15 protein-coding genes are annotated in these 13,837 nt (G+C 72.6%); 10 read left to right on the forward strand and 5 right to left on the reverse strand.

What is annotated here, in order from left to right; all coding sequences use genetic code 11:
- The first annotated feature begins 1 nt into the window (after window position 1).
- From ACH4OA_RS01430 to ACH4OA_RS01465, 8 genes are all read left to right on the forward strand, one after another.
- Window positions 2–1,192: a serine hydrolase domain-containing protein gene (locus ACH4OA_RS01430; protein ID WP_397967045.1), complete on the forward strand. Its 1,191-nt coding sequence runs from the start codon at window positions 2–4 to the stop codon at window positions 1,190–1,192.
- Window positions 1,193–1,242: 50 nt separating this feature from the next.
- Complete coding sequence (locus ACH4OA_RS01435) at window positions 1,243–2,154, forward strand: diiron oxygenase (RefSeq protein WP_397935064.1); 912 nt, start codon at window positions 1,243–1,245, stop codon at window positions 2,152–2,154.
- Window positions 2,155–2,159: 5 nt separating this feature from the next.
- Window positions 2,160–2,987 (forward strand): aminoacyl--tRNA ligase-related protein, encoded by an 828-nt coding sequence (locus ACH4OA_RS01440; RefSeq protein ID WP_397967048.1) that lies wholly within the window; start codon window positions 2,160–2,162, stop codon window positions 2,985–2,987.
- The gene (locus ACH4OA_RS01445; RefSeq protein WP_397935068.1) at window positions 2,968–3,369 is read left to right on the forward strand and encodes a holo-ACP synthase; all 402 of its coding nucleotides are present in this window, start codon (window positions 2,968–2,970) and stop codon (window positions 3,367–3,369) included. Before ACH4OA_RS01440 ends, ACH4OA_RS01445 begins: the two co-directional genes overlap by 20 nt.
- A 25-nt stretch (window positions 3,370–3,394) precedes the next feature.
- On the forward strand, window positions 3,395–3,640 hold the full coding sequence (locus ACH4OA_RS01450; protein ID WP_397935069.1) for a phosphopantetheine-binding protein: 246 nt from the start codon (window positions 3,395–3,397) through the stop codon (window positions 3,638–3,640).
- Window positions 3,641–3,663: 23 nt separating this feature from the next.
- On the forward strand, window positions 3,664–4,485 hold the full coding sequence (locus tag ACH4OA_RS01455) for a class I SAM-dependent methyltransferase (protein WP_397935070.1): 822 nt from the start codon (window positions 3,664–3,666) through the stop codon (window positions 4,483–4,485).
- A gap of 174 nt (window positions 4,486–4,659) precedes the next feature.
- Entirely contained in the window at window positions 4,660–5,832 is a 1,173-nt protein-coding gene (locus ACH4OA_RS01460) for an MFS transporter (protein WP_365880246.1), read from the forward strand.
- 42 nt (window positions 5,833–5,874) lie between these two features.
- Window positions 5,875–6,666, forward strand: a complete 792-nt coding sequence (locus tag ACH4OA_RS01465) for an alpha/beta fold hydrolase (RefSeq protein WP_397967051.1) — start codon at window positions 5,875–5,877, stop codon at window positions 6,664–6,666.
- A gap of 52 nt (window positions 6,667–6,718) precedes the next feature.
- Here the strand turns inward: ACH4OA_RS01465 and gap are convergent, their stop codons facing one another.
- The 3 genes from gap to ACH4OA_RS01480 form a co-directional block, all read right to left on the reverse strand.
- Window positions 6,719–7,717 carry a type I glyceraldehyde-3-phosphate dehydrogenase gene (gene gap / locus ACH4OA_RS01470; RefSeq protein WP_397967052.1) on the reverse strand — a complete coding sequence of 333 codons (999 nt, stop codon included), beginning with the start codon at window positions 7,715–7,717 and terminating at the stop codon, window positions 6,719–6,721.
- A gap of 202 nt (window positions 7,718–7,919) precedes the next feature.
- A complete protein-coding gene (locus ACH4OA_RS01475) occupies window positions 7,920–8,441 on the reverse strand; it encodes a DUF3291 domain-containing protein (protein WP_397945530.1) in 522 nt (173 codons plus the stop codon).
- 31 nt (window positions 8,442–8,472) lie between these two features.
- Window positions 8,473–9,156, reverse strand: a complete 684-nt coding sequence (locus tag ACH4OA_RS01480; protein WP_397935073.1) for a helix-turn-helix transcriptional regulator — start codon at window positions 9,154–9,156, stop codon at window positions 8,473–8,475.
- 391 nt (window positions 9,157–9,547) lie between these two features.
- Between ACH4OA_RS01480 and ACH4OA_RS01485 the strand changes: the two genes are divergently transcribed.
- Window positions 9,548–10,765, forward strand: a complete 1,218-nt coding sequence (locus tag ACH4OA_RS01485; protein WP_365883031.1) for a cytochrome P450 — start codon at window positions 9,548–9,550, stop codon at window positions 10,763–10,765.
- 96 nt (window positions 10,766–10,861) lie between these two features.
- Window positions 10,862–11,851 carry an NAD-dependent epimerase/dehydratase family protein gene (locus tag ACH4OA_RS01490; RefSeq protein ID WP_397935075.1) on the forward strand — a complete coding sequence of 330 codons (990 nt, stop codon included), beginning with the start codon at window positions 10,862–10,864 and terminating at the stop codon, window positions 11,849–11,851.
- 73 nt (window positions 11,852–11,924) lie between these two features.
- Here ACH4OA_RS01490 and ACH4OA_RS01495 read toward each other — a convergent pair whose 3' ends face one another.
- Together ACH4OA_RS01495 and ACH4OA_RS01500 are read right to left on the reverse strand one after the other, a co-directional pair.
- On the reverse strand, window positions 11,925–13,034 hold the full coding sequence (locus tag ACH4OA_RS01495; protein ID WP_397935076.1) for a sensor histidine kinase: 1,110 nt from the start codon (window positions 13,032–13,034) through the stop codon (window positions 11,925–11,927).
- 1 nt (window position 13,035) lies between these two features.
- Complete coding sequence (locus ACH4OA_RS01500; RefSeq protein WP_397967054.1) at window positions 13,036–13,818, reverse strand: response regulator; 783 nt, start codon at window positions 13,816–13,818, stop codon at window positions 13,036–13,038.
- Window positions 13,819–13,837: the final 19 nt, after the last annotated feature.

Here is a 13,837-nt window from a genome sequence, read left to right on the forward strand (position 1 = left end):
CATGAAGATGACGGTGGGGCCGGACGACGGCCACGACTCCGTGCGCGCGCAGCACGTCACCGGCACGGCGGCGGAGGAATTCCTGCCGCTGGTGCGGGAGTTCGAGAGCAGCCATCAGGAAGGCGCGGACTCCGGCGCCGAGCTGTGCGTCTACGTGGGCGGCGAGGAGCGGGTCGCGCTGCGTTCCCGGGGGCAGGAGCCGGACCGGCTGCAGAACGTGCGCTCGGTCAGCAAGGCCCTGCTGTCGGTCATCGCGCACGCGCTGCACGAGCGGGGCGTCATCGACCTCGACAGCCCCATGGCCGGGATCTGGCCGGAGTTCGCCGCCGCCGGGAAGGAATCCCTGACCCTGGCCACCTTCCTGAGCCACCAGGCCGGGCTGGTCGGCGTCGACCGCCGGCTCTCCGTCGACGACGTGCTCGACTGGGACCCGGCCGTGGAGGCCCTCGCCGCACAGCGGCCGTACTGGGAGCCGGGCACCGATCACGGCTACCACGACCTGACGTTCGGCTGGGGCGTGGGCGAATACCTGCGGCGGGCGACCGGAAAGACGGTGGACGCCCTCTTCGAGGACGAGTTCCGGGGACCGCTCGGCGCCGAGGTCCGCATCGGCATCGACGCGGGCGACTACACCCGGTTCGTGCCGTTCCAGGAAACGCGTCCGGCGGGCAGCGGAACGGCCGCCGAGGTCATCAACCTGCTGGGAGACAAGTCCTCCCTGCTGAGCAAGTCGCAGCTGAATCCGAACCTGTTGAACGCCGAGCGGTCGCTGCGGTATCTGAGCGCGGAGGTGCCCGGCTGCAACGCCGTCTCCACCGCCCGGCCGCTGGCCAGGATCTTCGCGGCGACCCTCGGCCCCGTCGACGGCGTACGCCTGTGGAACCAGGAGACGTTGCGGCGGGCCTCCCGGCTGCGCAGGCGGGGCACCGACCGGGTCTTCGCCCGGGAGCGCGCCTACGCGGAAGGGTTCATGCTGCCCGACCACAACCTTCCGCAAGCGGGCCTGGACGTCGAGTCCTTCGGGCACTACGGGCAGGACTGCGCGCTGGTCTTCGCCGTCCCCGAGCACGACCTCGCCTTCGCCTACACCTCCACGCAGCTGAATCACCGGCTCGATCAGTACACGCCGACGGACGACCGTTCGGCCCGGCTCGCCCGGACGGCCGTCGAGTCGGTACGGCGGGCCCGCTGAGGCCCGCCGGAGCAACGCGGGCACACTGAACGACGATTGGGGTTCTTGCAATGACGGACACCCTCATGGAAGACAATCCGCGTCTTCTCGACATCCTCGACCGGCTGAGCGCCAAGTCGATCGAGGACTACTACAACCCGTACCAGATGTTCGAGTGGCCGGACACGCTGCCCGAGGACATGTGGTGGATGAGCCCCGAGCTGACCACGACGTACGGCACGGACGTCGCCGAAGAGCTGACGCGCGAGCAGCTCCACGCGCTGTCCAAGTACGAGAGCGTCAACTTCTACAGCCTCAACGTGCACGGCATCCGGGAACTGCTCATCGAGGTCACCAAGCGGATCCACACCGACGACTTCGCCAGGTCCTCGGAGTTCTTCCACCACTTCATCGGTGAGGAGAACGAACACATGTGGTTCTTCGCGGAGTTCTGCCAGCGGTACGGCCGGAAGATCTACAAGCAGATACGCGGCGGGGCCGAGACCATCCCGGCGGACAACGCGGCGAGCCTGCTCGTCTTCGCGCGCATCCTCATCTTCGAGGAACTGGTCGACCACTTCAACGTGCGGATGGGCGCGGACGAGCGCCTGCACGACACGATCCGGGGCATCAACCGCATCCACCACCAGGACGAGTCCCGGCACATCGCGTTCGGCCGGGAGCTGGTCAAGGCGCTGTTCGAGAGCTTCCGCAGCCGGGCGACCGCCGAGGAACTCGCCGAGGTGAGCAACTACATCAAGCGCTACCTGACGTACAGCTTCGAGTCGCTGTACAACCCGCAGGTCTACCGGGACGCCGGCCTCCCGAAGCCGCTGGAGGTCCGGCGGCGGCTGCTCGAAGGGCCGCGGCGCCACGAGTTCGAGGCGCAGGTGTTCCGCAAGACGCTGCCGTATCTGACCAAGCTGGGCCTGCTCTCCGACGAGGCACGGCCCGCCGGACCGTCCGGGAGGACAGCACAGTGACCCGCGTGGGCAGCAGCCGGATCACCGGTGGCCTCGCCATCCTCGGCCCCTCGGAAGCGGCGCTGCTCCGGCTGCTGGACGACACGTTCAGACGCTGGGGCACCGACGCGGGCGCCGGTGAGATCTCCGCGCCGCCGGTCTATCCGGTGGACGACCTGGCGAACCTGGACCTCTACGTCAACTTCCCCCATCTGGCCCTGGTCGCCGGCGGGCTCCGGACGCCCACCTCCGGGCCGGCCAAGGGCCGGTTCACCACGGAGCAGGCGGCGGAGCCGCACCTCGGCCTGTCCACCGCGACCTGCTTCGCCGCGTACCTGCTCTACCAGGACACGCGGGTGCCCGCGGACACCCTGGTGACACTCGTCAACCGGTGCTTCCGCAAGGAGACCCACTTCGACGGCCTGCGCCGGCTGCTCAGCTTCCAGATGCGGGAGATCGTCGCCATCGGGTCGTTCGAGCACACCCAGAGCGTGATCGCCCGGTACCGGGAGCGGATCGAGGAGTTCCTCGGCCGGCTGTCGCTCGACGTCGAGGTGCAGGCCGCGACCGATCCGTTCTTCCAGGGCGGCGCGCGCGCCCTGCTCCAGCGGCTGGAGCCGGTGAAGTACGAGTTCCAGGTCGACGGTGTCGCCATCGCCTCGGTGAACACACACCGGAACTTCTTCGGCGAGCGGTGCCGGATCACCGTCGGGGAGGACGACGCGGTGGCGTTCACCGGCTGTGTCGCGTTCGGGCTCGAACGGTGGGTGGGGGCCCTGATCGACCGTCACGGAGGCGCCCAGCAGGCCCTGACCCGAGTCGAGCAGGCACTCCGTGCGACCGGCTCCGCCTAGCGCGCCGCGCGTCGGGGTGGACATCGTGCCGCTCTCCCGCGCCGAGGAACTCGTCCGGCCGGACCGCCGGCCGGTGCTCAGCCGCATGCTCCTGCCCGAGGAGATCGCCGCCTGCACCCGGCAGGGCCGCCTGGACCCCAGCTCCGTCGCCGGTCTCCTGGCGGTCAAGGAGGCGGTCTTCAAGCTCTTCCACGTACGGGACAGGCCGGTGCCGTGGCGCTCCATACAGGTGGAGAGCGGGGCCGGCACCTGGCCGGTCGTGCGGCTGCACGGGGTGGCCGCGGAACTGGCCGAGGCCGCCCGGATGCATCCCGAGATATCGGTCAGCCTGGCCCACGACGGCGGCTACGCCGTGGCGGTCGCGGCGGCCGTCCACACATGAGGCCACACACGAGAAAGGTGTCACTGTGACCGAGCCGCAGGCAACGGGGATCGACGTCATCAAGAACTGGATCCTGGCCAGGCACGAGGACCGGACCGACATCGGTCCCGACGAGGACCTGATAGAGAACCGCCTCGTCGACTCGCTCTCCTTCGTCGAGTTCGTGTTCCTGATCGAGGAGACCGGCGGGGCGGAGATCGACATGGACTCCCTGGACATCAACGACGTGCGCACCCTGGCCACCATCGAGAAGCGTTTCCTGTCCGCCTGAGGAACGAAGAGGAAGACATCCGCGTGGACGACATCTCCTACACCGCCCAGTGGACCGCGGCCGCACGCGCGCTGGAGAGTGAGCGCACGGACGCGATGTTCCGTGACGACTACGCCCGGCCCCTGGCCGAACCCCGCGGGTTCGAGCTGCTCGACCGCTACCAGGGCGCCGCCGTGTCCGACTTCATCGCCGTGCGCACCCGCTACATGGACGACGCGCTCACCGGCGTCCTCGGCCGGACCGGGATACGGCAGGTCGTGCTGCTGGCCAACGGCATGGACGTACGCACCCACCGGCTCGACTGGCCCGAGGGCGCCACCGTCTACGAGGTCGACCACGGCGCGCTGCTCGACGAGAAGCAGGCGCGGCTGGCGTCGCTCGCGGCCGAGCCGAGGGTGCCGACGGTGCCCGTCCGGGCCGACCTGGCCGGGGACTGGCTGGAGGCGCTGAAGTCGGCCGGGTTCGACCCCGCGCAGCGCACCCTGTGGGTCGCCGAGGGACTGGTCTTCTTCCTCACCGAGGAGCAGGTCGGACGGCTGCTCGACACGGTGGCCGGCGCCTGTCCGGCCGAGAGCTGGCTGATCGTCGACATGACCAGCGCGACCCTGCTGCGCCACCCGATGACCCAGCCGTTCCTGCGCTCCCTGCGCGAGGACGGCACGCCGTGGCAGTTCGGCACGGACGACCCGGAGGAGTTCCTGGACGGCCACGGCTGGGCCGTGCGGGACCTGAAGCAGCCGGGAGAGCCGGGTGCGGGCGCGGGACGCTGGCCGTACGCCGTCGCACCCCGGGAAGTCCGCGGCGTACCGCGGAACTGGCTGATCAGCGCCGTCTCGACGGCGTGAGGGCGACTGCCGCCCGGTGCCCGCCGCGGGGCGGGGCGCCGGGGCGGCGGCCCCGGCCACGGCGCCCCGGCGAAGGGGCGCCCCCACTGAAATATCGGCAATTATGAAAACCGGTTTGGAGATCGCATCACGGTGGCGGAAAACAACACGTCCGCAGGCACCTCTCACTGGCGAGTGCCGACCGCGGTTCTGGCCCTCGGCGCGTTCGTGGTCGGGACCGACGGCTTCATCATCGTCGGCCTCTTGCCCGAAATCCGCACTACATTGCACGTCAGCACGGGTGCTGCCGGACAGTTGGTGAGTCTGTTCTCGCTCGCGTACGCGATCCTGGGACCCGTCCTCGCCGCGTTCACCGGCAAGTGGTCACGGCGTCGGGTCCTCGTGACCGGAGTCGCCCTGCTCGCCGTGGGCAACGCGGTGACCGCGTCGGCGCACCAGTACGGGCTGGTCCTCGCCTCGCGCGTGCTGGCCGGCGCCGGCGCGGCCCTGTTCATGGCGAGCGCCGTGGCCACGGCCGCGTATCTCGCCGGTGAGGAACGGCGGGGCCGGGCCATCGCCATGGTGACCGCCGGGGCGACACTGGCCCTGGTGCTGGGTGCGCCGCTGGGCACCCTGATCGGCGGGGCCTGGGGCTGGCAGGCGGCGATCTGGTTCGTCGCCGCGGTCGCCGCCGTGGTGGCGGCCGTCGTGGCCGCCCTGCTGCCGGCCGTCCGGCTCGACCAGGGCGCCTCGCTGCGGCAGCGCATCGCGCCGCTGACCGACGGGCGGGTCCTGCGCGTCCTGGTGGTGACCCTGCTGGCGTTCACCGGCATCTTCCTGCCCTTCACCTACATGAGCGCGGTCTTCGCGCCGGCCATCGACGGCGAGCAGGCCCGGCTCGCGCTGCTGCTGCTGGTGTTCGGCATCGCCGCCACGGGCGGGAACCTGACGGCCGGCACGCTGGCCGACCGGTACGACCCGCGACGCGTGGTCATCGGCGCCACGGTGGGCGTCACCGCGGTGTTCCTGATCATGCTGCCGATCCGGGAGACCTTCGTGCTCGTGGCGATCGCCACGGCGCTCAGCGGTGTCGTGTCGTACTCGGTCATCGGACCGCAGCAGCACCGGATCATCACCTACGCGCCGCCCGGCGGCGCGTCGGTGGTGACCTCCCTGAACACCTCCGCCGCGTATCTCGGCAACTTCCTCTCCAGCGCCCTCGGGGCGGTCATCCTCACCCACTCCGCGGCGCTGGTGCTGCCCGTCGCCGCGGGCTTCGCGGCCTGTGCGGCCCTGCTCAGCTGGCTGTTGCCGGACCGCCGGAAGGCCGCCGACGAGGCCGGCTCCCTGTCCGCCACCGCGAAGTGACCCGCCCGGCGCCCACCTTCGACAGAACGGGACAGAAAACGCATGGTCAGCATGGAGAAGCACAGCGTCGACGTCGCCGGCATACCCGTGGGGTACTACAAGGACGGCCAGGGACCGGAGATCGTCCTCATCCACGGCGGCACCGGGCACCCGGAGACCAGCTTCGCGACCCTGCTGGACGAGTTCACACCGCGCCGGACCGTGATCGTGCCGGGGTACTCGGGCAGCGACCTCACACCGCTGCCCGACGGTGAGGTGGACATCGATCTGCTGGCCGATCAGGTGCTGGGCGTGGTGAAGGACGCCGCGCAGGGCCCGGTGGACCTCTTCGGCATCTCCACCGGCGCCGTCGTCGCCGCGGCGGCGGCCGCCAAGGAGCCGGACCTCGTGCGGCGCCAGGTCCTGCTGGGCGGATTCGTGAACTACCGCCAGCCCTGGCAGCGTCTGCTCGCGCGGACCTGGCGCCGGCTGGCCGAGCTGGACGCGAACGCCTTCGCCGAGTACACGCTCCTGCATGTGCTCTCGGACGAGTTCCTGGACTCCATGAGCGCGGGTGACCGCCTGCGGCTGCGGGCCGGGCTGATGCCGACCGAGGGCATGGTCGCGCTGGTCGACCTGGTGAGCCGGGTGGACATCAGCGACTACGTGGGGCGTATCACGTCGCCCACGCTCGTGGTCGGCATGAAGCACGACCAGTTGGTGCCGGTGCGCTACGCGCGGCACTTCCATGCCGCGATACCGGGCAGCGAGTACGTCGAGATCGATTCGGGACACGCGGCGGCGATCGAGAAGCCGGCCGAACTCCTGAAGATCATCACGGAGTTCCTCGCGTGAGAGCGGGTGTCTCCGGGGCGGCGGCGCCGTCCCGGAGACACCCGTTCACCGGTCAGCTCCCGGCGAGGAGTTCCAGCGTGTCGACCACGCGGTGGGAGAAGCCCCACTCGTTGTCGTACCAGGCGACGACCTTGACGTAACGGCCGTCGACGCGGGTCAGCGCGGAATCGAAGACGGACGAGGCGGGATTGCCCGTGATGTCGGAGGACACCAGCTCGTCCTCGGAGTATTCGAGGATGCCGGCGAGCCGGCCCTGAGCCGCGGTGCGGTAGGCCTCCAGCACCTCGCCGCGCGTCACGTCCCGGCTGACGTGCGTGTTGAGTTCGACGATCGAGCCCACCGGGACGGGGACGCGGATCGAGTCGCCCGACAGCTTGCCGTCGAGACCGGGCAGGACGCGGCCGATCGCCTTGGCCGCGCCCGTGGTGGTCGGGGCGATGTTGACGGCGGCGGCCCGGGCGCGCCGGGCGTCGCGGTGCGGGCCGTCCTGGAGGTTCTGCTCCTGGGTGTAGGCGTGCACGGTGGTCATGAAGCCGTGCTCGATGCCGGCCAGGTCGTCCAGGACCGAGGCCAGCGGTGCCAGCGCGTTGGTCGTGCAGGAGGCGTTCGAGACGATGGTGTGCGCGGACGGGTCGTAGGCGTCGGTGTTGACGCCGTACGCGAGCGTGACGTCGGCGCCGTCCGAGGGCGCGCTGACGAGCACCTTCCGCGCGCCGGCGTCCAGGTGGGCGCCGGCCGCCTTGGCGGCGGTGAACCGGCCGGTCGACTCCAGCACGATCTCGGCGCCCAGTTCGCGCCACGGCAGGTTCGCCGGTTCGCGTTCGGCCAGCACCTTGATGCGGCGGCCGTCCACGACGAGGGTGTCGCCGTCGACCTCCACCGGGCGGCCGAGGCGGCCCGCCGTCGAGTCGAACTTGAGCAGCCGGGCCAGACTGGCGGGATCCGTCAGGTCGTTGACCCCGACGACTTCGAGCGATTTGTCGCGTTCGAGTAAGACGCGCAGCACGTTGCGGCCGATGCGGCCGAACCCGTTGATGGCGATGCGAGTCATGTCTCCAGATGTCCCTTCGAGTGTCCACGGGGATGTGCGGCCACGCCGTTTCCTCACGCACCGCACGGGCACGATCCCCGTCTTTCCTCTCCGGGAACAGGCTAACCAAGAGCCTGCCGCCCCGAGGACCCGGCCCCCGGCCGTCACATCCTGAACTACTCGCAACAGAAGGGGAGTTGACCGGGGCCGCCGCCCCCCCGCACTACACCCCCGCCGCGTCCGCGGCCGGGACCGGCGGTACGTCCCGGAGGTACGGGGCGGCCTCGGCGGCGGAGTAGGAGGAGGTGAAGGTGAACGCGCGCGGCGACGGCCCGTGGGCGCGCAGCTCCGCCAGCCGCGCCAAACCCTCGTCGACGGTGGGCAGATGGCCGGCCGGGATCCACCAGAGCACCAGGTGCGCCTCGACGTGCCGCTGGAACCACGCGCGGCGGCGCCGCATCAGGTCCAGGTGTCCGCTGCGGTAGGTGAAGTCCCACAGCGCCTCCCGGGTCTCCCACACCGACATGGTGACGATGACGTCCTCGCCGGCCGGGCGCAGACCGGTGGCGTCGGGAGCCCCTTCCTCCACGAGCCGCCACACGAAGCCGGGCGTGCCGTCGGCGGCGGCGTTGACCGGGTCGAGCATCTCGACGAACGGCGCCATGCGCGGATCGTCGAGAGGGTGGCGGAGGGTGGCGACGTTGAGCTGGGCGAGGTGGGCGGAGGCAGGCGTGGAGGGGGTCATGACCCCATATCAGCATGCCCCGTTTTCTATGTCAATCAATCTTGTTTTTAGAATCCTCGACCACCACACAGCATTCACCCGGCCGGGCCTCCATACGGGCGCGGACGGGACCGTCCGTGCCGAGCAGTCCCTCCAGCAGCGCGAGGTTCATGCCGCAGACGAGCGGCGGGAAGCGTTCGGCGACGGCGTGGAAGGGGCAGTTGCGCAGGCGGACCACCGGTCCGGCGGTCCCGGCCGCCTCCTCGGGGCCGTCCTCCCGGTACGGCTCGTAGCCGCGGGCGGCCAGGGTCCGCACGGCCTCGTCCAGGTCGCCGCAAGGCCCCTCCGCGCCGCGCAGGGCCTCGCCGCGGCGGCGCGCCGCCGCGCAGAGGCCGGCGTCCAGACCGGCCTGCTCGGCGGCCTCGCCGAGCAGTTCGGCGACCGTGCGGTAGTCCCGGGCCGGCAGCGACACCGTCCGCTCGGCCCGCGCCCGTGTGTACACCTTGGCGGGCCGGCCCGCCCCCGGCCCCGTGCGGCCCGTCAGGCGGCGGCTGCCGCTCTCCAGCAGTCCGGCCTCGGTCAGTCTGTCCAGGTGGTGCGCGGCGAGCGTGCGGGCCACGCCGGCCGCCTCGGCGGCCTCGTTGCGGCCCACCTCGCGGCCCTGCGCCACCACGTACTCGTACAGCCGCCGCCGTACCGGATCCTGGAGCGCCGCGATCGCGTCGATGTCGTCCACCCGGCCATTCTAGGAACAACCGCGGTCGGAGATAGAAGGCGTACCGCACCGTCCGCACCGGCATCCCGGAGCCGGAGGCACGGGGAGAGCACCGACCGAGCCGAGGAAGCGACGGCCGCCGGCGCGTCCCGGTCCGTCCGGGCGTGACCGCCCCGGAACGCCACCCGGCGCGGTCCGGAGGTGGCGGTGGGTGACGCCCCTGTGGTGCGAAGCCCGTCGACCTCCCCCATATTGGACAACGTGACCTCTGCGGACGCAGGTCCGGCCGGCCGTAGTACCCGCGCGGCCGGGCATGCTCCGGGGGCCGCCTCGTCCCCGACCCCGTCGGCGGCACGGGACACACCGGCGCCTTCGGGGGCCCACGCGCCCGGCGGCGCACAAAGGAGGCTGTATGTCCTTCCACGACCCGGCAGTGCTCGACTGCCCCTTCGACTTCGCTGACGCGCTGGAGTTCGATCCCGAGCTGGCCGCCCTGGCGCGGGGCGGCCCGGTCAGCCGGATCCGGCTGCCCTACGGCGAGGCGGAGGCGTGGCTCGTGACCAGCTTCGCCGGGGTGCGGCAGGTGACGATCGACGCGCGGTTCAGCCGCGCGGCGATCGTCGGGCGCGACTACCCGAGGATGACGCCCGAACCGATCGTGTCACCCGAGTCGATCAACGTCACGGACCCGCCGCACGCCACCCGGCTGCGGCACGTGGCGGCCCAGGCGTTCACCCGGGACCGGGTGGCGGCCATGCGGCCGGCGGTGGACCGGGTGGTGGACGGGCTGCTCACCAAGATGGCCGAGGCGGGGCCGCCCGCGGACCTGGTGACCCATCTGTCGGTGCCGCTGCCCCACCTGACGATCTGCGAGCTGCTCGCCGTGCCCGAGGCCGACCGCGCGGAGCTGCGGGACCGCACCATGCGGCTGCTCGCCACCTCCCCGGACGCCCGGCAGGACGCGGCCGAGGCCAAGGCGTCCCTGCGGGCGTACTTCGCCGGGCTGGTACCGCAGCGCCGGAAGGCACCCGGCGAGGACCTGCTCAGCGCGCTGGCCACGGCTCCGGTGCCGGAGGGCGAGGAACCGCTGAGCGACGACGAGCTGGCGGTCCTGGCGGTGACGCTCATCCTCAGCGGCAACGACACCGCGACCTGCCAGATCAGCAACATCGCGTACCTGCTGCTGACCCGCCCCGAACAGGAGCGGACCGCGCTCGTCCGCGACCCCGGCCGGTTCCCGGGCGCGCTGGAGGAGCTGCTGCGGTTCATCCCGTTCCGCAAGGGCGTGGGCATCCCCCGGATCGCGCTGGAGGACGCGGAGATCGAGGGCGTCCGCATCAGCGCCGGCGACTACGTGCACGTGTCCTACCTGGCGGCCAACCGCGATCCGGCCGTCTTCCCCGACCCGCACACCCTCGACCTGGAACGGCCGGTGCGCCCGCACATGACGTTCGGCTGGGGCGGGCACCACTGCCTCGCCGCGCCGCTCGCCCGCGCGGAACTGGAGAGCGCGGTCACCGGTCTGCTGACCCGTTTCCCCGGTCTGCGGCTGGCCGTCCCGGCCGATGACATCGAGTGGGACACCGGCACCATCCGCCGTTTCCCGCTGCGGCTGCCGGTCACCTGGTGAGGCCGCCCGGGTCCCGGGCGGCGCGCGGTCTTACGGAGTCGTGACGTGCGGGCGCGGCCGGGCGGCCCAATGCCGGGGCGGGCCTAGCGTGGTGTGATGCGCGTACTGGTCACCGGCGGTGCCGGGTTCATCGGGTCCCATGTCGTCGAGGCGCTCACGGCGCACGGGCACGAGCCGGCGGTGTTCGACACGCGCGCCGCTCCGGACGCGGACGTGCGCGATCCCGTCGCGGTCGCGCGGGCCGTGTCCGGCGTGGACGCCGTCTGCCACCAGGCCGCGCTGGTCGGGCTCGGCACGGGATTCGGGGACGCGGCGGAGTACGTCTCGCACAACGTCCTGGGGACCGCCGTCCTGCTCACCGCCATGGCCGAGGCGGGCGTACGGCACCTCGTGCTGGCCGGTTCCATGGTCGTGTACGGCGAGGGCCGGTACGCGTGCCCGCACCACGGGGTGGTACGGCCGGGGCCGCGGGCGGTCGCCGATCTGGACGCGGGACGGTTCGACCCCGGGTGCCCGCGGTGCGGCGGCGCGCTCGTGCCCGGGCTGGTCGGCGAGGACGCGCCGGCCGATCCGCGCAATGTGTACGCCACGACCAAACTGGCGCAGGAACACCTGGCCGCCGTCTGGGCCCAGTCGGCCGGCGGGTCCGCCGTGTCGCTGCGCTACCACAACGTGTACGGGCCCCGGATGCCCCGGGACACGCCGTACGCCGGCGTCGCCTCCTTCTTCCGCTCCGCGCTCGCCCGGGGCGAGGCGCCCCGGGTGTTCGAGGACGGGCGGCAGCGCCGGGACTTCGTGCACGTGCGGGACGTGGCCCGGGCCAATGTCGCGGCACTGACGGCACCGGCCGCGCCGGGCCGGCTCACGGTCTACAACACCGGCAGCGGCGAGCCGCGCACGGTCGGGGACCTGGCCCGCGCGCTGGCCGACGCCCACGGCGGGCCCGCGCCGGTGGTCACCGGCGAGTACCGGCTCGGCGACGTACGGCACATCACGGCCGACTCCGCGCGACTGCGGACCGAGCTGGGCTGGCGTCCGGAGGTGGAATTCGCTCAAGGCATGCGGGAGTTCGCGGTGCCCGAGTGAGCGCGGGCGGGGGCTGGCGGGAGCTGGCGGCGGCCGGGAGGCCGGGACAGGCAGGTGACCAGGAAGCCGCCGGTCAGGGGGTCGTGGGCAGGACGACCTCGAAGCGGCAGCCGCCGGGGATGTTGTGTACGGCGGTCCGGCCCTGGTGCGCCTCGACGATCCCGCGCACGATGGCGAGCCCGAGGCCCGCGCCGGCCGGCGGGGTGCGGGCGTGGGTGCCGCGCCAGCCGGTGTCGAAGACGCGCGGCAGATCCTCCTCGGGGATGCCGCCGCAGCCGTCGGTGACGGAGAGGACGATCCCGTCGGGCGAGCGTTCGGCGGCGATGGCGACCGTGCCGTCGGCGGGCGTCCGGCGGATCGCGTTGACCAGCAGATTGCCCAGCACGCGGCTCATCTCCTTGGCGTCGACCTCGACCGGCACCGGCGCCACCCGGTCGCCGACCAGCCGGACGCCGTGCGCGCGGGCGAGCGGGCCGGCCCCCGCGAGGGCGTCGCCGACGAGGTCGTACAGGGAGACGCGGGACGGGCTCAGCGGGAGGGCGCCGGCCTGGATGCGGGAGAGTTCGAAGAGGTCGCCGACCATGGCGTTGAGGCGTTCCACCTCGGTGCGGATCTGCCGCAGATAGCGGGCGGGGTCGTCCGCGACCCCGTCCTCCAGCGCCTCCGACATGGCGCGCAGCCCGGCGAGCGGGGTGCGCAGGTCGTGCGAGATCCAGGCGACGAGTTCCCGGCGTGAGGACTCCAGCGCGCGTTCCCGTTCCCGGGACCGGGCGAGTCTCGCGCTGGTGGCGGCCAGCTCCCGGCTCACCTCGGCCAGTTCGGCGGTGGCCGGGGCCGCTGGCGCGGCGAAGTCGCCCGCCTCGCCGAAGGAGCGTGCGGCGAGGGCGAGTTCGCGGCTGCGGGCGACGACCCAGCGGCCGAGCACGAGCGCCGTCGCCAGGGAGACCGCGGCCGCCATCGCGACGACCGTCGTGACCACGGTCAGGTCGTGCGGGGACAGGAACATGGCCCAGGCGACGGCGAGGGTGCCGGCGAGGACGCCACCGACGCCGACGGCCGCGACCACGGCGAGGGACACGGTGAGCGAGCGGCGCCGCAGCAGCCGCAGCGCGGCGGCTCCCGCCAGGCCCGTGGCGGCGGCCCCGGCGAAGGCGTAGAGGGCGATGAGCAGGGTGTCGCGCATGTCAGCCCGTCTCCTCCCGGCCGGCCGGGTCGAAGCGGTAGCCGACGCCCCACACGGTCTGCACCAGGCGCGGCCGGGCCGGGTCGTCCTCGACCTTGCCGCGCAGCCGGCGGACGTGGACGGTGACGGTGGACAGGTCGCCGAAGTCCCAGCCCCACACCTCGCGCATCAGGTCCTCCCGGCTCCAGGCCCGTCCCGGATGCCGCAGGAAGAAGGCGAGGAGGTCGAACTCGCGCAGGGTGAGCGCGAGTTCGGTGCCGTTCCGGGTGGCGCGGCGGGCCGCCGGGTCGACGGTGAGCCCGGCCGCGGCCAGCGGGCGCGGGTCGGCGGCGGGGAGCGTGCGGCGGAGCACCGACCGCACCCGCAGGACGAGTTCGCGCGGGCTGAACGGCTTGGTCACGTAGTCGTCGGCGCCGACCTCCAGGCCGAGGACGCGGTCGTCCTCGTCGCCGCGGGCGGTGAGCATCACGACGGGGACGGGCGCCCGGGCGCGCAGCCGCCGGCAGACCTCCAGGCCGTCCATGCCGGGCAGCATCAGGTCGAGCACCACCAGGTCCGGCCAGTTCGCGGCGGCGCGGGCGAGCGCGGCGGGGCCGTCGCCGGCCCGGTCGACGTCGTACCCGGCGCGGCCCAGGTAGCCGGCGACGATCTCGGCGACGGTCGCGTCGTCGTCGACGACCAGGATCCGGGCGGCCGCGGGGGCGGGCGGTCCGGCGGGGGCCGTGTCGGGCGCGGTCCCGTCCGGGGCCGCGTCCCCGGCCGGGACGGCTGGCTGCTGCTGCATGCCTCCAGCCTCGCACCGG

The sequence above is a fragment of the Streptomyces sp. NPDC017095 genome, from assembly GCF_044332325.1.
Lineage (GTDB): Bacteria > Actinomycetota > Actinomycetes > Streptomycetales > Streptomycetaceae > Streptomyces.